Here is a 16985-nt window from a genome sequence, read left to right as displayed (position 1 = left end):
GGGCGCAAGGGGCAGACCCGATGGCTGGACGAGGCTGGGGCTCGGATCAGGGCGAGGACGCTGCCATCGGCGTCAGCGAACGGTCCCTGTTTGCGCCTCGGCCAGCCCCATTACCGCCGCCATCGCCCCTTGTGCCGGATCCCGGCAAGGCGCCCTTGCAAGCGGATGTCGCCGCCTCTGTTCCTGTTGCCGAAACCGGCAGGATCGTTCGCGTGCGCCGGCAAATCAGCCTGACATCACTGCCTCGCCTGCGCCACAGCGTGAACACGGCGGCGAGCCTGGAACTCGACCGGGGCGTGGCCTTCCTGCTGGTGCCGGTCTGCCTGGCGATCGGAGCGATCGGCTATTTTTCGCTGACGGCTGAACCCGACTTTGCGAGACCTGTCGCGGTTGTCATCTTGACGGGGATCTGTGCGCTGGTCTCGCGCTCATGGCCAAAGACCCATCTGTGTTTCATGGCGGCGCTTTTGTGCGCCCTAGGACTGCTTGCTGCCAAGGTCGAGACGTGGCGTGCGGGCACACAAATGTTGGGCTCGGAAATCTCGACGCAGGTGACCGGCCGCGTCGTCTCGCTCGACCGGATGGAAACTGGCCGTATCCGGCTGACCATCGACGTGACATCGACCGCAAGACCGAAACTGCGCTATGCGCCGGAACGGGTGCGGCTTTCGGCACGCAAGATCCCGGCTGACGTGACCGCAGGCTCCCTCATCACTGGATATGCCAAGCTTTTGCCGCCGACCGGGCCGGTGCGGCCGGACAGCTATGATTTCTCCTTCGACAGCTATTTTGCCGGCATCGGCGGCAGCGGGTTCTTTCTCGGCAACCCCAAGCTTGTCGTCAGCGATGGTGGCGACATGTCGCTGCCGGCCCGAATTTCCTCTAGCGTGGAAAATGCCCGCGAGGCCATCGCCGACCATATCAGGGCGAGCGTCGGCGGCGCCGAAGGCGAGATCGCCGCGGCGCTGATCGTCGGCGTGCGCGCCGGCATTCCCGATGACATCAATGAGGCGATGCGACGTACCGGCATCTACCACATCATCTCGATTTCGGGACTGCACATGGCGCTGGTCGCAGGCACCATCATGGGCTTGCTGCGCGGCGCCTTCGCGTTGTTTCCCGACTTTTCCGCGCGTCGCCCGGTCAAGAAGTATGCCGCCGTCGCCGCACTGTTCTCGATCGCGGCCTATCTCATCATCTCTGGAGTCGTCGTTGCCGCCGAGCGCAGCTTCATCATGCTGGCGGTGATGCTGATTGCCGTGCTGTTCGATCGAGCAGCACTCACCATGCGCAATCTGGCGATCTCGGCGATCGCCGTCATCGTGGTGTCGCCGCATGAGGTGGTCGGCCCGAGTTTTCAGATGTCGTTCGCCGCGACCGCGGCTCTGGTCGGCGCCTATGCCGGCTGGGCCGTTCACCGCGCGGGAAAAGCAAGACCGCCGCCCCCAAAGCGATCCATGCCCGGTTTCCTGACGCGAAAGTTCGTGCTCGCGGCAACCGGCCTTGCCATGACCTCCATCATCGCCGGCAGCGCCACGACGCTGTTTGCCATCTGGCATTTTCAGCGTGTGTCGCCGCTCAGCCTGTTCGCCAATCTGGCGGTTATGCCGATCGTCACCGTCGTCATGTTCCTGGCTGTCGCAAGCGCGCTGCTGATGCCTTTCGGATTGGATTGGCCGGCCCTCTACCTGATGGGCAAGGGTCTGACGGTGATGATCGCCATATCGGGTTGGATCTCCGAACGTTCGCCTGTCGATGCGGTTGGGCTGATTTCGCAGCAATCTGTCCTGCTGGTGACAATTGCCCTGGTCATCGCGACAATGGCGACAACTTGGCTGCGGCTCGCTGCTCTGCCATTCGCGCTGGCAGGCTTGCTGACCGTCTCGGATACGCGCACGCCGGATGTGCTGATCTCGGAGGACGCCCGACTGGTTGCCTTGCCGATCGGCGGTGGCGAACTCGCCGTCAGCCGCGCTCGGCCGAACGAATTCACCGTCGACAACTGGAAACGCGCACTAATATCCGAAACCATCGTCGTGCCGGAGGTGTTCGACAAGGGCGACGGGCAATTCGACGTCGCGGATGCCGTTGAGCTACCGCCGGGATCGCCGTTCTATTGCACCTCAGGCGTCTGCGTGGCCAGGCACACGTCCGGTGCGATCATTGCCTATGTCGAGGACCGCAAGGACACCTGGAAAGCCTGCGGTTTCGCCGAGCTGATCGTCATCAATGACGCCACCGCGTATGACGCCTGTCACAACCCGCTGGTTCTCGTCATCACCAAGCGGCAACTGGCTCGCAAAGGCAGTGCCGCGATCTTCTTCGATCGCCAATCGGCGACCACGCCGGCGACGATCAGCTTCGCCGTGGACAGCCCATACCGGCCCTGGCATGCGCAACGCAAATTCTCGCGCGAGGCGAGGGGGCTGCCACCCTTCAAGAGACCCGAGAAGCCAGTGGCTGAAACGCAGCCGCCTCAGTAGCGGCGGATCAGGCCAACGAGCTTGCCTTGCACCTTGACCCTGTCCGGCCCGAAAATACGGGTTTCATAGGCTGGATTGGCGGCTTCGAGAGCAATCGAAGCGCCCTTGCGGCGGAACCGCTTCAGCGTCGCTTCCTCTTCATCGACCAGCGCCACGATGATCTCGCCGGGGTTCGCCGTGTCGGCATTGCGGATGATGACGGTGTCGCCGTCGAAGATACCGGCCTCGATCATCGAGTCGCCCTTGACCTCCAGCGCATAGTGGGCACCGCCCATGATCATGTCCGGCGGCACCGAGATCGAATGCGTCTGATGCTGGATGGCATCGATCGGCACACCGGCGGCGATACGGCCCATGACCGGGATCGACACGGCGGAGACCGCATCGTCATCATTGCCGGGCGAGGGCATCCGCGAAGGCGCCGGCTTGATCTGCCGGCCAAGGGCACCACCCTGACCGAGACTGCCCTGGATGACGCTTGGCGAAAACTTCTTTGCCGCGTTGAGGCCGGGCGCGATCGAGTCCGGCAATCGCAGCACTTCCAGCGCGCGTGCCCGGTTGGGCAACCGGCGAATAAAGCCGCGCTCCTCAAGTGCGGTGATCAGCCGATGAATCCCGGATTTGGAGGCAAGGTCGAGCGCCTCCTTCATCTCGTCGAAGGATGGCGGAATGCCGCTCTCCTTCAGGCGTTCATGGATGAACATCAGCAGTTCATGTTGCTTGCGTGTCAGCATGGCGGCCCCCAGATTACCTGAAACCAGAATCGAAAAACAAACCCAGAACAAACACTATCTGTTCCAGTTGTGTTCTGCAACCGTTTAAAGTTTAATGAATTTGTTAAGGCTGCTGAAATTATTTGGGCTTGCCAGCGGGTCGCGATCGACAGGCGCCAACCACGGCAATGCGCCTGCTCACATTGAAATCATTATGGTTAATGACCTGTGGCTCATCCTCGACCCAAGGCTTGGCATCATCTGCCGATCGACCTCCACAAGGGACGCTATCAATCTTCGGGACGTTCGTTTGCCGTGAACGAAACGGAGCCAAAACGCCAACGTCTGTTGGCATTTGTGGCTGGAATTCAGCCCTCCGTCATCCGCCGGGCAGTGAGGGCGGCGACGGCAAATCGCGGAGATCGTTGCGTCAGGTAACGGCTTCCTTGACGGCGAAACGCTGGTCCTTCCATGCGCCCGTGCGCAGAATATCCTCCAGCACCTCAACCGCCAGCCACACATCCTTGTAGCCGACATAGAGCGGCGTGAAGCCGAAACGGATGGTCGATGGCGCGCGAAAATCACCGATGACGCCGCGCTCGATCAGCGCCCGCATGATTTGATAGCCGTGATCGTGAAGGAACGACACCTGGCTGCCGCGCCTGGTCGCGTCGCGGGTGGTCTCCAGCGTGAGGCCATAGGCGCCGCACTTTGCTTCGACGAGCTGGATGAACAGTTCCGTCAGCGCGACGCTCTTTTTTCGCAATGCCGCCATGTCGACGTCGTTCCAGATGACAAGCGCGCCTTTGAGCGCCCGCATCGACAGGACCGGCTGGGTGCCGCACAGAAAGCGGCGGATACCGGTGCCGGCAACATACCCCCGTTCGAAGGCAAAGGGCCGCGCATGGCCCCACCAGCCGCTGAGCGGCTGGCTGATATCGCCGTGATGGCGCTGCGCGGCATAGATGAAGGCCGGTGCGCCCGGACCGCCGTTGAGGTACTTGTAAGTGCAGCCGATGGCGAAATCGGCATTTGCCTGATCGAGCTCGACGGGCAGGGCGCCGGCGGTGTGGCATAGATCCCAGACGATCAGCGCTCCGGCCGCATGAGCCTTGCGCGTCAGCGCCGCCATGTCGCGCAGTTCACCCGATTTGTAGTTGACGTGGTTGACCAGCACCACCGCGACGTTTTCGTCGATCAGCTCTTCGATGGTGGGCGCGTCGACGCCCGCGAGGCGCAGCAGGACGCCGTCCCGTGTCGAGGCCACCCCTTCGGCGATGTACAGGTCGGTGGGGAAACTGTCACCCTCGGCGACGATGACCGACCGGCCCGGCCGCATCTCCAGCGCCGCATGCAGCACCTTGTAGATGTTGGTCGACGTCGTGTCGCAGACGACGGTCTGGCCGGCCGCGGCTCCAATCAGGCGTCCGAGTTGATCGCCGAGTTCGATCGGCATCTCGAACCATCCGGCCGTATTCCAGGCTCGGATGAGGTCCTGGGCCCATTCCTGGGTTGCCGCCTGCTGCAGCTCGCCGAAAACGGCATGAGACGCTGCCCCCAGTGAATTGCCGTCGAGATAGATCACCCCCTCCGGCAGAATGAAACGGTCGCGCATGGCCCGCAGCGGATCTGTGGCATCCATCGCTTCGACTGCGGCGAGATCAGGAAATCCACTCATGGTCAGTCAGTCCCCGGTTGTTCGCGAAGGGTGTTCCGCCGCCGCGCGTCGCTGTTTTCATTTCGACGATGTCAGAGCCGGGTGCGGACCGTCCACAGTTCCGGGAACAGCACCACCTCGAGCATCTTCTTCAGATACGAAGCACCCGACGTGCCGCCGGTGCCGCGTTTCAGACCGATGATGCGCTCAACCGTGGTGACGTGGTTGAAGCGCCAGCGGCGGAAATAATCCTCGAAGTCGACCAGCTTCTCTGCCAGTTCGTAGAACATCCAGTAGCGCTGCGGATCGCGGTAAATGGTTTGCCAGGCGACCAGCACCTCTTCATTCTCGGTTCGCGTCTCACGCCAGCCCGTGCGCTTGGCATCGGCACCGATGTCGAATCCGTTGCGCGCAAGCAGCAGCAGCGCTTCGTCGTAGAGCGATGGTTCGGTCAGGATCGCTTCCAGCTTTCCGCTCAGGTCGGGCCGGTGCTTGTGCGGCCCGAGCATGGCCAGGTTGCGGTTGCCGGCCATGAACTCGATGGCGCGATACTGCCAGGACTGGAAACCCGAGGACTGGCCGAGCGCGTCGCGGAACTCGGTGTATTCGCTCGGCGTCATCGTCCGCAGCACATCCCAGGCATTGTTCAGCTGCTCGAAGATCCGCGCAACGCGCGACAGCATCTTGAAGCTCGGCTCGAGCCGGTCGGCGCGGATGGAACGGATCGCGGCGCCGATCTCGTGCAGAGCGAGCTTCATCCAGAGTTCGGAGGTCTGATGCTGGATGATGAACAGCATCTCGTCATGCGCCGATGACAGCGGCGTTTGGGCCTCCAGCACTTTCTCCAGGTGCAGGTAGTCGCTGTAGGACATGCGCTCCTTGAACGACATCTGGGCGCCTTCGGACGCCGGATCGTATGGCTCGCTCAATCGATTTTCTCCGTGCGCAGCCGGAAGCGCTGGATCTTGCCGGTCTGGGTCTTGGGCAGGGCGGCGATGAATTTTACCGATCGCGGATATTTATAGGGCGCGATCATTGCCTTGACATGGTCCTGCAGGCGCTTGGTGGTGAGGGCGTCGGGCGCGACGCCCTGCACCAGCACGACATGCGCCTCGACGATCTGGCCGCGCTCGGCGTCCTCGGCGCCAATGACAGCGCATTCGGCGACGTCCGGGTGCGCCAGCAGCGCCGCCTCGACCTCGGGACCGGCGATGTTGTAGCCGGCGCTGACGATCATGTCGTCGGAGCGTGCGGCGAAATGGAAGAAGCCTTCCTCGTCCTGCGTGAAGGTATCGCCGGTGAGGTTCCAGCCGTCGCGCACGTATTCCTTCTGCCTGTCATCGGCCATGTAGCGGCAGCCGGTCGGTCCGCGCACCGCAAGCCTGCCGGTCGCGCCGCGTGGCACCTCGCGCATCTCGTCATCGACGACGCGCGCCTCGTAGCCGCCCACCGGCTTTCCGGTCGACGCGGGCTTCATGTCGTCAAAACGGTTGGAGATGAAGATGTGCAGCATCTCGGTGGCTCCGATGCCGTCGAGGATCGGCTTTCCGGTCTTTTGTGTCCACTCTTCGAAAACGGGAGCAGGCAAGGTTTCGCCGGCCGAAACGGCGACGCGCAGCGATGACAGGTCCGCTCCTTCATCCATGGCCTTCAGCATGGCGCGGTAGGCAGTCGGCGCGGTGAAAGAGATCGTCGCTTTGTAGGTCTCGATGATGTGGATCATGTTGGGTGGCGTCGCCTGCTCCAGCAGCGTCGCCGCCGCACCGAAGCGCAGCGGGAAGATGGCGAGTCCGCCAAGGCCGAAGGTGAAGGCCAGCGGCGGCGAGCCGACGAAGATGTCGTCCGGCGTCACCTCCAGGATTTCGCGGGCGTAGGCGTCGGCGATGATCAGCAGGTCGCGGTGGAAATGCATCGTCGCCTTCGGAACGCCTGTTGTGCCCGAGGTGAAGCCGAGCAGGGCAACATCGTCGCGGCCGGTGTCGACTGCGGTGAACGTCACCGGCTTGTCGAGAGCGGCACGATCGAGTTCAGCATCATGGTTGGCGGTGCCGTCGAAACCGATGACCTGCTTGAGGAATGCGCTGTCCTTGGCGCAGGCGGTCATCTCGTCCATCAGCCTGGTGTCGCAGAGCGCGACGGTGATTTCCGCTTTGTCGACGATCTTGGCGAGTTCGCCGGCGCGCAGCATCGGCATGGTGTTGACGACCACGGCGCCAACCTTGGTGGCGGCCAGCCAGCAGGCGACCATTGCGGGGTTGTTGGCCGAACGGATCAGCACCCGGTTGCCCGGCTCGACCCCATAATTCTCGACCAGCGCGTGGGCCAGCCTGTTCGTCCAGTCGGACAGTTCCTTGTAGGTGCGGCGGCGGCCATTGCCGATCAGCGCGGTGTGGTCGCCCAGGCCTTTCTCGACCAGCCTGTCGGTCAGTTCGACACCGGCGTTGAGGCGTTCGGGATAGTCGAAGCCGTCGAGCAGGATTTCAGGCCATTGCTCCGGCGGCGGCAGGTGATCGCGCGTGAACGTGTCGATATGCGCTGAAGGCCCAAGCATGTCGCCGCTCTCCTGTCTGCTGGACGGCCAGTGCGCGAGGCGCCTGACCAGTGATCTGAAGGTCCTGCTTTTTTTGAGGAGGCTTCGTGCCGCAAGTCGCGCCTTGCTCGACGCCACCCGAACGGGGTGACCATTTGCAGGCTTCGGGCAGCACAGCAGACCTCCCATTGTCGGCTGTTCGTGCGGGCAGGATCGCACCAGTCGAAATTTGTTTCAAGCCTAAAATGTTTTTGCCCTAGAGCATTGACGCATGGCGTGGCGGTGGCCATTGCTAGCGGAACAGCGATGCCGTTTTTGGGGAAGGGCGCAGATGTTCGAACGTCACATCGACGATTGGGATGATGCCTATGCCAACGGTGCGAATATCGCCGGCAGCGACCGATGGCCGGCCGCGTGGGTGGAGCCTGCGCAAGCGTTTCGTGACGCACTCTCGGCGCAGGGCCGGGCACGGCTCGACATCACCTATGGCGATGGGCGACGCAATCGGCTCGATCTCTTCCTCCCCAGCGCCACGCCCAAAGGGTTGGTGGTGTTCATCCATGGCGGTTACTGGAAGGCGTTCGACAAGAGTTTCTGGTCGCATCTCGCCAATGGTGCGGTCAGCAGCGGCTTTGCCGTGGCGATGCCGTCCTACACGCTGTGCCCGGACTTACGCATCGCCGGCATCGTCCAGGAGATCGGCGTGGCGATCGGCAAGGCGGCGGCAATGGTCGACGGGCCGCTGATGCTGACCGGACATTCGGCCGGCGGCCATCTTGCCAGCCGGATGGTGACGACAACCACGCCTCTGGCGGACGATGTGGCGCGGCGCGTGCGCCATGTCGTTTCGATTTCGGGTGTCCACGATCTGCGTCCGATCATGCGCACCGAGATGAACGCGATTCTGGCCATCGACGAGGCCGAGGCGTTGGCGGAAAGCCCGGCACTGTTGCGGCCCATGGATGGTGTCCGCATCACCTGTTGGGCCGGTGGTGGCGAGCGCGCCGAGTTCCTGCGTCAGAACGCCTTGCTTGCCAACATCTGGACGGGCCTCGGTGCTGCAACCAGCACCGTGGTCGAGCCCGACCGGCATCATTTCAGCATTGTCGACGGCCTTGCCGATCCGGCCCACCCACTGAGCCGCGCCTTGATATCGGGCTAGCGCCGAGATCATTTTCCATTTTTTTATTAATGGTTTGTCTTGTTCTGCTTCAGCGCAGCATCAGTACGCTGCAGGCCTCGCCAGCAGCTGCTGCGGGGGCAAACGGCGCCCGCACGATCAGCCCGTTGGCGTCGGCCAGCATTCTCAGCATCGAGGAATCCTGGATACCGAACGGCGTCGCCACCAGCACGCCGTCATCTTCCCTGACCACGGCTCGGACGTAGTCCTGGCGCAGATCATTGGCCGGCATGGCGGCACCCAACCGCGCCGGACGAATGTCCTGGCGATGATTGCGGCCGCCGAGCCGCGCCAGCAGCGGCTTCAGGAACAATTGCGAGCAGACCAGGCTTGCCACCGGATTGCCGGGCAGGCCGATGCACCTGATATCGCCGAGGCGGCCGAACATCAGCGGCTTGCCAGGACGCATGGCGATCTTCCAGAAGCCGAGCGTCATGCCTTCGCCGGTCAGCACGTCGTGGATCAGGTCGTGATCGCCGACCGAGGCGCCACCAAGCGTCACAATGACATCCGCACCGGCCGCGACCGCTTTTTGCACCAGTTCGGCGATAGCATCCTTGCGATCGGCGGCAATGCCGAGATCGAGCGCGCGGGCGCCGACCGAGTGTGCGGTGGCGGCGACGCCATAGGCATTCGATGAGATGATCTGGTCCGGGCCGAGATCGCTGCCCGGCGGCAGCAATTCGTCGCCGGTGGCGATGATGGCGACCAGCGGCCGTTTCACCACGCTGACCCGAGGATGGTTGGCCGATGCTGCCAGCGACAGTGCCGCCGGGTCGAGCAAGCGGCCTTTTTCCAGCAGCATGTCGCCTGTTGAAAAATCGAGCCCGATGCGGCGGATATTGCGCCATTGCGCCGTTGGCTCGGTCACTTCGATTTCGCCGCCGCCGAGATCGCGGACATTCTCCTGGATGACGATGGTGTCGGCGCCTTCGGGCAGCGGCGCGCCGGTGAAGATGCGCACGGCCTGCGTCTGGCCGACCGTGCCGTCGAAGCCACGCCCAGCCGGCGCCATGCCGATCACCGACAGCCTGGATGGGACCGACGTGACGTCGGCGGCGCGCGCTGCATAGCCGTCCATGGCGGAAGCATTGAAAGGCGGCTGGGTGCGAAGTGCTACGACCGGTTCCGCCAGAACACGATCCACAGCCTCGAACAGGGGAACGCTTTCGCCGGCTAGAGGCGCCGCGCCATCAAGCAGGCGTTCAAGCGCCTCCGCGATAGGAACCAGCGCCATCAGGCGCTCGCCTTGTAGTCACCCGACTTGCCACCGGTCTTTTCGACCAGGCGGATGCCGGTGATGACCATGGCGCGGTCTACTGCTTTGGCCATGTCGTAGATGGTCAGGCAGGCGACCGAGGCAGCCGTCAGCGCTTCCATCTCGACACCCGTCTTGCCGGTGACGCGCGCCAGTGCGGTGACCTTCAGGCCCGGCAAAGCATGGTCGGGCTCGATGTCGACGGAAACCTTGGTCAAAAGCAGCGGGTGGCAGAGCGGGATCAGTTCATGCGTCTTCTTCGCCGCCATGATACCGGCGATGCGCGCAGTGCCGAGCACATCGCCCTTCTTGGCGTTGCCGGCGAGGATCATCTTCAGCGTCTCGGGCTGCATCGCGACAAAGCCTTCGGCGATCGCCGTGCGCGTTGTTTCGTCCTTGTCGCCGACGTCGACCATGTTGGCCTCGCCCTGCGCGCCGAGATGGGTAAGGCCCGATACCATCGTCAGATGGCCTCGGCCAAAGCCTTGCCTGTCAGAAGCAGGCGCGTCGCCGCGGTGACGTCCTGTTGCCGCATCAGGCTCTCGCCGACAAGAAAAGTGCCGATGTCGCTCTTTTGCAGCCTGAGGCAGTCGTCATGCGAGAAAATACCGCTCTCGCTGACCAGCAAGCGGTCGGCCGGAACCATCGTCGCCAGCCGCATGGAAGTGTCGAGGCTGGTCTCGAATGTGCGCAGATTGCGGTTGTTGATGCCGATCAGCCGCGACGACAGTTTTAGCGCGCGCTGCGTCTCGGTCTCGTCGTGCACTTCGACCAGTGCATCCATGCCGAGTTCGAAGGCCGTCGCCTCGAGCTCGCTGGCCAGGACGTCGTCGACACTGGCCATGATGATCAGGATGGCATCCGCGCCCCAGGCGCGGGCTTCGTAGACCTGATACGGATCGAACAGGAAATCCTTGCGCAGCGCCGGCAGCGCGACGGCGGCTCGCGCCCGGGTGAGAAATTCGGGCGCACCCTGGAAGGACGGTGCATCGGTCAGCACCGAAAGACAGGCAGCACCACCCTTGGCATAGGCCTGCGCCAGCGCCGGTGGATCGAAATCGGCACGGATCAGACCCTTGGAAGGGCTCGCCTTCTTGATCTCGGCGATTAGCGCGAAGGCGCCGGATTTGCGCTTCGCTTCCAGTGCGGCAAGAAAGCCGCGCGGTGCGTCGGCGTCTTTTGCCCGGGCCTTGATTTCGGCCAACGGCACGCGTGCCTTTGCTGCCGCGATCTCGTCGCGCTTGTAGGCCTCGATCTTGCGAAGAATGTCAGACACGCTCTATCCGTTATCCGTTCGAAATCTCGACCAGCCTGTCGAGCACTTGCAGGGCACGGCCGCTATCGATGGCTTGCGCCGCCGCCGCGATGCCGTCGCCAAGCGTCGTCGCCTTGCCGGCCACAACCAGTCCGGCACCGGCGTTCATCAGCACGGTGTCGCGATAGGCGCCGGCGGCGCCGCCCAGCATATCGCGCAAGGCCTTGGCGTTGTAGTCCGCATCGCCGCCACGCAATTCGTCCTTGCTGTGGCGCGGCAACCCAACCGCTTCAGGCGTCAGGGTGAAGCTGCGGATCTCGCCGCCGATCAGTTCGGCGACCTGCGTCTCGCCGGTGGTGGTAATCTCGTCATAGCCGTCGCCATGGGCAACCCAGACATGCTCGGCACCCAGCGCCTTCAGCGTCTCGGCAACCGGCAGGATCCATTCCGGCAGGAACACACCGACCAGCTGCCGCTTGACGCCGGCCGGATTGGAGAGCGGCCCGAGCAGGTTGAATATGGTGCGGGTGCCGAGTTCGACGCGAGTCGGGCCGACATGCTTCATCGCCGGATGGTGCGCAGGCGCGAACATGAAGCCAACGCCTGCCTCGTGGATGCAGCGGCCGATGAATTCGGGCGAGATATCGATCTTGACGCCGAGCGCAACCAGCACGTCGGCTGCCCCCGTCAGCGATGAAAGGCCGCGATTGCCGTGTTTGGCAACCGGCACGCCGCTGCCGGCAACGACGAAGGCCGATGCCGTCGAAATGTTGACGCTGTGAGAATTGTCGCCGCCGGTGCCGACGATGTCGATGGCGTCGGTGGGCGCGTCGACGTGCAGCATCTTGCCCCGCATGGTTGCGACGGCGCCTGAAATCTCGCTCACCGTCTCGCCGCGCACACGCAGCGCCATCAGGAAACCGCCGATCTGGCCGGGGGTCGCGTCACCCGACATGATGATGTCGAAGGCCTCGCGCGCTTCCTCGAAGGAAAGCGCGCTACCGGTCGCGATCTTGGCGATATGGGTTTTCAGCGCGCTCATCTTGTCGAGGCTTGGGCGACGGCGGCCTGGTCGATGCGAACGTCGTACTGCGTCTGCAACTGCGCCACCAACTGGTCGAGCAGGTCATCCGACATGCCGGAGGTGAAGGATTTCTGCGCGTCGTCCGGCACCGAACTGGCATCGGCTCCGGCGGGCTCGAACACTTCGGCGACCTTGTACAGGATCTGCCCGTCTCCGGTGGGTGAGGGGATCAGGCCGGTGCCGCCTTCGCCGACACCGAACATGGCTGCCGCACCCTCCTTACCGAAGTCGACATCGTCAGCCTCACGCTTGACACCGCGCTTGGTCTGCTTTTCGAGCTTCAGTTCGCTGGCGATAACATCGAGCGTTGCGCCGGCCTTGAGCCGCTTTTCCAGTTCGTCAGCCTTGGCGGCCAGCCGCTTGCTTATTTCCGCCGCCGTCCAGTCGGCGACGACTTTCTGACGAACCTCATCCAGCGTGCGGTCGCGAGCCGGCGTGACGGACGCCACCTCATAGAAGACGAAGCCGTTGTCGGCTGTGGTCAAGGCATCGTTTTCCGTGTTGGGTTCGGCGTCGAAGACGGCTTTGATCAGCTCCGGCGATTGCGGCAGGTCCTTGACGATGCTTGCATCTGGCCGCAGTCCACTACGATCGATGGCGTCGATGGTGACGACCTTCAGCTTCAGCTTGGCCGCGGCCTCCGCCAGCGAACTGCCGGCGGCGCGGGTGTCATCGTAATTGTCGCGCACGTCCAGAAGGATGCGGCTTGCCTCGCCCAGCGCCAGATCCTTGCGGATCTGATCGGACACCTCGGCCAGTGGTTTCACCACCTCGGGCTTGATCTCGGTGACGCGCAGCAGCACCGGACCGAAGGCGCCTTGCACGACCTGACTGACTTCATTGGCGTTGAGCGAAAAGGCCGCGTCGGCGACCGCCTTGTCGGCGATCTTGTCCTTGGCAAGCGTGCCGATCAACGTATCGGCCGGCGTCTTGCCTTCCGCCGTGACAAGCTTGTCGAAAGTGGCGCCGGCCTTGAGCGAATCGAGTGCGGCCTTGGCCGCATCCGGCGTCTTGAACACGAGCTGCTCGACGGTGCGCAGTTCCGGCGTGGTGTAACGCGCCTTGTTCTTGTTGTAGTCGTCGCTGACCTGGCTGTCGGTGACGGCGGTCGTATCCATGATGTCGACGGGTTCGAGGCGGACATAGGAAAATTTGCGGTATTCGGGTGCCGCATATGTCTTCTTGTTGGCTTCGAAATAGGCCGAGAGCACGCTATCGGACGGCGCCGCGATCGGCTCGACCAGTGCCTTGGGCAGCGTCAAATAGTCGATGGTGCGGTCTTCGCCGCGATAGAGCGCAACCGCCTTGAAGAAAGTGTCCGGAGCCTTGAGGCCATCCGAGACCGCTTCGACGATCTGCTGGCGCACCGCCACCTGGGCACGGTTCTTCAAATAGTCCTCGGGCCGCATGCCGATCTGCTGCAGCATATATTCGAACGTTCTGCGGTCGAACTGGCCGCCCGGGCCCTTGAAGGCGGGGTCCTCGCGTGTCAGCTCGGCCAGCCGGTCCTTGGAAAGTCCGAGGCCCAGCTTGCGGGCCTGTTCGTCGAGAACGGCACCAGAGACGAGCTGAGCCAACACCTGGTTGTCGACGCCGAGCGCCTTTGCCTGTTCGTGGCTGAGACGTTGGCCGAACTGTTGCGACATGACGGCGAGCTGGCGATCGTAGGCGAGACGGTATTCGTTGATCGATACTTTGGTGCCGCCGGCGGTGATCACCGAATCGTGGCCGGCAAGACCGCTCATCAGCTGTCCGGAAACGCCCCAGACCAAAAAGCTGAGCACCAGCAGCACCAACAGCCCCTTCGCGACCCAGGTGCCTGCCGCGCTTCTCAATATACCAAGCATTTTTACTTCCGATTTATGCGCATTTTCGCACGCGCCGAGTCTGAAACAAGCGCAATAGCGCCCTTCCGGCCCACTGTCGATTGCTTTGTGGCCTGATTTTGGTAGTGAGGGCCAGAGCCCCGATATCATCCGGAGAAGCAAACCCATGACGCCAGGAATTCGCCCGCTCGTCGCCGGCAACTGGAAAATGAACGGCACCAGCGCCTCGCTCAACGAACTCCGGATGATCGGCAACGGTTTCATGAGCGGACTTGACGCGGAGACCGAAGCGCTGGTTTGCGTTCCCGCAACCCTGCTTGTTCACGCCGCGGAGATCCTGTCACGCACGCCGGTGCATGCCGGCGGTGAGGATTGCCATACCAAGGAGAGCGGCGCCTACACCGGCTGCATCTCGGCGGAAATGCTCAGGGATGCCGGTGCGAGCCATGTCATCGTCGGCCATTCCGAATGCCGCGAGCAACGCGGCGAGGATGACGCCACTGTCCAGGCCAAGGCATCCGCCGCATGGCGTGCCGGGCTTGTTGCCATCATTTGCGTCGGCGAAACGCATGAACAGCGTGAAGCGGGCGCCGCGCTGGACGTGCTGTCGCGGCAGGTCGATGGTTCGGTCCCGTCAAGCGCCACCCCGTCCAACACCATCATTGCCTATGAGCCGGTATGGGCGATCGGCACCGGCCTGACGCCGACGGCCGGCGATGTGGCCGCAGCACATGCACATATCCGCGAAAAGCTGTCGGAAAAGCTCGGCGGCGTCGCGGCGAAGATGCGCATTCTCTACGGCGGCTCGGTCAAGCCCTCCAATGCGGTCGAACTGCTCGGAGTCAGGAATGTCGACGGCGCGCTGGTCGGCGGCGCCAGCCTGAAAGCGGCGGATTTTCTCGGCATCGCCGAGGCTTATCGCAATATTGCCTGAAGACATTCGCTCCGCCGGACAGGGCTTCCGGTGCACGAAATCGTTGCAAAGGACGGGTTGCTTCCCATATTCCGGCCACGGGCTTGGAAATGCCGTCAAAGCATTGTATTGAGCCGCCTCCAATTCACCGGTCGTGTCCGCGGCCGGGCAAGGCCTTGCCAGGATAAACTATGGAAACCGTACTGATCGTCATCCATCTCATGGTCGTGCTCGCCCTTGTCGGCGTGGTGCTGCTGCAGCGTTCCGAAGGCGGCGGCCTCGGCATCGGTGGCGGATCCGGCTTCATGACCGCGCGTGGTGCTGCCAATGCCCTGACGCGTGCGACGGCGATCCTGGCGGCCGCCTTCTTCGCCACGTCACTGACACTGTCGATCGTCGCCCGCTACGGCGAGAAGCCGATCGACATCCTCGACCGCGTGCCGGCGACGTCGGACGGTGCGGGCAAAGGCGTGCTCAACCAGTTGCCCGGCACGACCACCCCGGCGCCCGCCGGCAGCACCACGCCGACGCCGCCTTCCGGCAACGACGCTGCGGCTCCGGCGACTGCCCCGGCCACGGCGCCTGCCGCCGGTTCGACGCCGCCGGCGACCAACGGCACGGCTCCCGCCGCACCGGCGACCCCGCAGGTCCCGAACCAATAGTCTTCCACGCTTGAAACCGCGATCTGTGGTCGTTTGAACACAGTCGCGGCAAATGCAGCAAGATCACGAAGATTCGACGGGGTGAGGCGGGACCTCGCGCTTGAGGCAGCCGCGCTTATTCGACTATAGATTGCGCGCGGCATTTCCGGCGCCCTTGGGGGGCGCTGGGCGACGCCGTGGGCAACAAGCATAGAACGATCGGATCTTCGCCATGCAGCTTCGCAGCTTCATTTTCCTGGGACTTTGCGCCGCACTCGGCATGAGTTCCCCAGCCTTCGCCGGCGTGCCGGCAAATATGGCCGCTCAGCCTTCGGCTGAAACAACTTCTGCCATCAACGTAGCCGTCAAGAGCGATGCGTCGCAATTGAAGCTTCTCAAGAAGAAGAAAAACCCGACGCCCGACGACCTCGCCCAGATCAAGAAGATCGAGGCCAAGATCGTTGCCGACAAGGAAGCCGCCAAAGCCAAGGCGCTCGAAGCCAGGAAACTGGCGATGCGCGAGGCGGCAAAGGCCAAGGCCGACGCTGAACGGCAGGCGTTCCTGGCCAAGAAGGGCAAGAGCGCGCAGGCAACCCAGGTGGCTGATGCCAAGCCAGCCAAGAAGCTGGTTGCCAAGATCATCGAACCAATCGAACCGATCGCGCCGATCCAGTCGGCCGAGCCGCTTCCGGCAGAGGCGATGAACATCGCCCTGACCGGCAACAATGGCGAGTTGCGCAGCGAGGTCATCGGCCAGAAGCAGCCGAGCAGCGGCGGTTTGTTCGCCGGTCTCTTCGGCGGTAGCTCTTCCTCTTCGTCGATTTCATATCTTCCCGAGACACGGGCTCTGGACCAGGCTCTCGCCAAGAGGGAAGCCAAGAAGCAGTTCAAGGTGAAGCCGGAATTCGTGCCGCAGGACGTGGAATTCAGCGGTTACGCTGCCGGCACTATCGTTATCGACACCAGCGCGCGCCGCCTTTACCTCGTCGAATCGTCCTCCACTGCGCGCCGCTACGCCATCGCGGTCGGCCGCGACGGCCTGCAGTTCAAGGGTACGGTTGCAGTCGGTGACAAGCAGGAATGGCCGCGCTGGATCCCGACGCTGGACATGCAGAAGCGCGAGCCGAAGCATTACGGCCAGTACAAGGACGGTATGCCCGGCGGTGGCCAAAATCCGCTCGGCGCGCGCGCCATCTATCTCTATGACGGCAAGAAGGACACGCATCTGCGCATCCACGGCACCATTGCGCCGCAGTCGATCGGAACCAGCGCTTCGAATGGTTGCTTCCGCATGATCAACGAGCACGTCATGGACCTTTACAGCCGCGTCAGGGTTGGCACCAAGGTCGTCATCATCTGACGTTTTCGTCATCCTGCCGAAAGGGCCGGCTCAGCCGGCCCTTTTGTTTTGCCTTGTTTACGATCCAAGCGCCTTCTTGGGAAAA

Annotated in this window: 14 protein-coding genes; 5 read left to right on the top strand and 9 right to left on the bottom strand. The window is 63.3% G+C overall.

Annotated elements, in window-relative coordinates:
* Nucleotides 1–20 precede the first annotated feature (20 nt).
* Complete coding sequence (locus EJ079_RS25135) at nucleotides 21–2483, top strand: ComEC/Rec2 family competence protein (protein ID WP_127810455.1); 2463 nt, start codon at nucleotides 21–23, stop codon at nucleotides 2481–2483.
* Here the strand turns inward: EJ079_RS25135 and lexA are convergent.
* The 4 genes from lexA to EJ079_RS25115 all read right to left on the bottom strand — a co-directional run bounded on the left by lexA (nucleotide 2477) and on the right by EJ079_RS25115 (nucleotide 7404).
* Nucleotides 2477–3217: a transcriptional repressor LexA gene (gene lexA / locus EJ079_RS25130; RefSeq protein ID WP_127272195.1), complete on the bottom strand. Its 741-nt coding sequence runs from the start codon at nucleotides 3215–3217 to the stop codon at nucleotides 2477–2479. The genes EJ079_RS25135 and lexA overlap by 7 nt on opposite strands.
* Nucleotides 3218–3626: 409 nt before the next feature.
* Nucleotides 3627–4874: a kynureninase gene (kynU, locus tag EJ079_RS25125; RefSeq protein ID WP_127810454.1), complete on the bottom strand. Its 1248-nt coding sequence runs from the start codon at nucleotides 4872–4874 to the stop codon at nucleotides 3627–3629.
* 71 nt (nucleotides 4875–4945) lie between these two features.
* Nucleotides 4946–5782 (bottom strand): tryptophan 2,3-dioxygenase, encoded by an 837-nt coding sequence (gene kynA / locus EJ079_RS25120; protein ID WP_127397045.1) that lies wholly within the window; start codon nucleotides 5780–5782, stop codon nucleotides 4946–4948.
* On the bottom strand, nucleotides 5779–7404 hold the full coding sequence (locus EJ079_RS25115; protein ID WP_127810453.1) for an AMP-binding protein: 1626 nt from the start codon (nucleotides 7402–7404) through the stop codon (nucleotides 5779–5781). Before EJ079_RS25115 ends, kynA begins: the two co-directional genes overlap by 4 nt.
* A gap of 310 nt (nucleotides 7405–7714) precedes the next feature.
* On the opposite strand from EJ079_RS25115, the gene EJ079_RS25110 reads away from it, so the two are divergent.
* Nucleotides 7715–8545, top strand: coding sequence for an alpha/beta hydrolase (locus tag EJ079_RS25110; protein WP_127810452.1), 831 nt, complete (start codon nucleotides 7715–7717; stop codon nucleotides 8543–8545).
* A gap of 49 nt (nucleotides 8546–8594) precedes the next feature.
* Here the strand turns inward: EJ079_RS25110 and glp are convergent, their stop codons facing one another.
* The 5 genes from glp to EJ079_RS25085 are packed head-to-tail and all read right to left on the bottom strand — an operon-like array spanning nucleotide 8595 to nucleotide 14007.
* A complete protein-coding gene (glp, locus tag EJ079_RS25105; protein ID WP_127810451.1) occupies nucleotides 8595–9800 on the bottom strand; it encodes a gephyrin-like molybdotransferase Glp in 1206 nt (401 codons plus the stop codon).
* Nucleotides 9800–10282 (bottom strand): cyclic pyranopterin monophosphate synthase MoaC, encoded by a 483-nt coding sequence (gene moaC, locus EJ079_RS25100; protein WP_127271357.1) that lies wholly within the window; start codon nucleotides 10280–10282, stop codon nucleotides 9800–9802. The genes glp and moaC overlap by 1 nt, the downstream gene beginning before the upstream one ends.
* A gap of 2 nt (nucleotides 10283–10284) precedes the next feature.
* Complete coding sequence (gene trpC, locus EJ079_RS25095; protein WP_127380125.1) at nucleotides 10285–11097, bottom strand: indole-3-glycerol phosphate synthase TrpC; 813 nt, start codon at nucleotides 11095–11097, stop codon at nucleotides 10285–10287.
* Between the two features lie 10 nt (nucleotides 11098–11107).
* Nucleotides 11108–12118, bottom strand: a complete 1011-nt coding sequence (gene trpD, locus EJ079_RS25090) for an anthranilate phosphoribosyltransferase (RefSeq protein WP_127397779.1) — start codon at nucleotides 12116–12118, stop codon at nucleotides 11108–11110.
* Nucleotides 12115–14007: a SurA N-terminal domain-containing protein gene (locus EJ079_RS25085; protein WP_127810450.1), complete on the bottom strand. Its 1893-nt coding sequence runs from the start codon at nucleotides 14005–14007 to the stop codon at nucleotides 12115–12117. The genes trpD and EJ079_RS25085 overlap by 4 nt, the downstream gene beginning before the upstream one ends.
* A 145-nt stretch (nucleotides 14008–14152) precedes the next feature.
* Between EJ079_RS25085 and tpiA the strand changes: the two genes are divergently transcribed.
* The 3 genes from tpiA to EJ079_RS25070 all read left to right on the top strand — a co-directional run bounded on the left by tpiA (nucleotide 14153) and on the right by EJ079_RS25070 (nucleotide 16900).
* Complete coding sequence (gene tpiA, locus EJ079_RS25080; RefSeq protein ID WP_127810449.1) at nucleotides 14153–14920, top strand: triose-phosphate isomerase; 768 nt, start codon at nucleotides 14153–14155, stop codon at nucleotides 14918–14920.
* A gap of 170 nt (nucleotides 14921–15090) precedes the next feature.
* Nucleotides 15091–15561 (top strand): preprotein translocase subunit SecG, encoded by a 471-nt coding sequence (secG, locus tag EJ079_RS25075; protein ID WP_127268768.1) that lies wholly within the window; start codon nucleotides 15091–15093, stop codon nucleotides 15559–15561.
* 211 nt (nucleotides 15562–15772) lie between these two features.
* Nucleotides 15773–16900, top strand: coding sequence for a L,D-transpeptidase (locus EJ079_RS25070; protein ID WP_127810448.1), 1128 nt, complete (start codon nucleotides 15773–15775; stop codon nucleotides 16898–16900).
* Nucleotides 16901–16985 lie beyond the last annotated feature (85 nt).

Origin of the sequence: Mesorhizobium sp. M7A.F.Ce.TU.012.03.2.1 (assembly GCF_004006095.1) — a bacterium.
In the GTDB taxonomy this organism is placed as follows: Bacteria; Pseudomonadota; Alphaproteobacteria; order Rhizobiales; family Rhizobiaceae; genus Mesorhizobium.
This window is presented reverse-complemented; position numbering and strand designations above follow the sequence as displayed.

Coding starts and splice junctions, on each gene's coding strand:
- EJ079_RS25115 (WP_127810453.1), bottom strand. CDS start 7,404: ATGCTTGGGCCTTCAGCGCATATCGACACGTTCACGCGCGATCACCTG.
- EJ079_RS25110 (WP_127810452.1), top strand. CDS start 7,715: ATGTTCGAACGTCACATCGACGATTGGGATGATGCCTATGCCAACGGT.
- EJ079_RS25070 (WP_127810448.1), top strand. CDS start 15,773: ATGCAGCTTCGCAGCTTCATTTTCCTGGGACTTTGCGCCGCACTCGGC.
- EJ079_RS25085 (WP_127810450.1), bottom strand. CDS start 14,007: ATGCTTGGTATATTGAGAAGCGCGGCAGGCACCTGGGTCGCGAAGGGG.
- lexA (WP_127272195.1), bottom strand. CDS start 3,217: ATGCTGACACGCAAGCAACATGAACTGCTGATGTTCATCCATGAACGC.
- moaC (WP_127271357.1), bottom strand. CDS start 10,282: ATGGTATCGGGCCTTACCCATCTCGGCGCGCAGGGCGAGGCCAACATG.
- glp (WP_127810451.1), bottom strand. CDS start 9,800: ATGGCGCTGGTTCCTATCGCGGAGGCGCTTGAACGCCTGCTTGATGGC.
- trpD (WP_127397779.1), bottom strand. CDS start 12,118: ATGAGCGCGCTGAAAACCCATATCGCCAAGATCGCGACCGGTAGCGCG.
- kynU (WP_127810454.1), bottom strand. CDS start 4,874: ATGAGTGGATTTCCTGATCTCGCCGCAGTCGAAGCGATGGATGCCACA.
- EJ079_RS25135 (WP_127810455.1), top strand. CDS start 21: ATGGCTGGACGAGGCTGGGGCTCGGATCAGGGCGAGGACGCTGCCATC.
- secG (WP_127268768.1), top strand. CDS start 15,091: ATGGAAACCGTACTGATCGTCATCCATCTCATGGTCGTGCTCGCCCTT.
- tpiA (WP_127810449.1), top strand. CDS start 14,153: ATGACGCCAGGAATTCGCCCGCTCGTCGCCGGCAACTGGAAAATGAAC.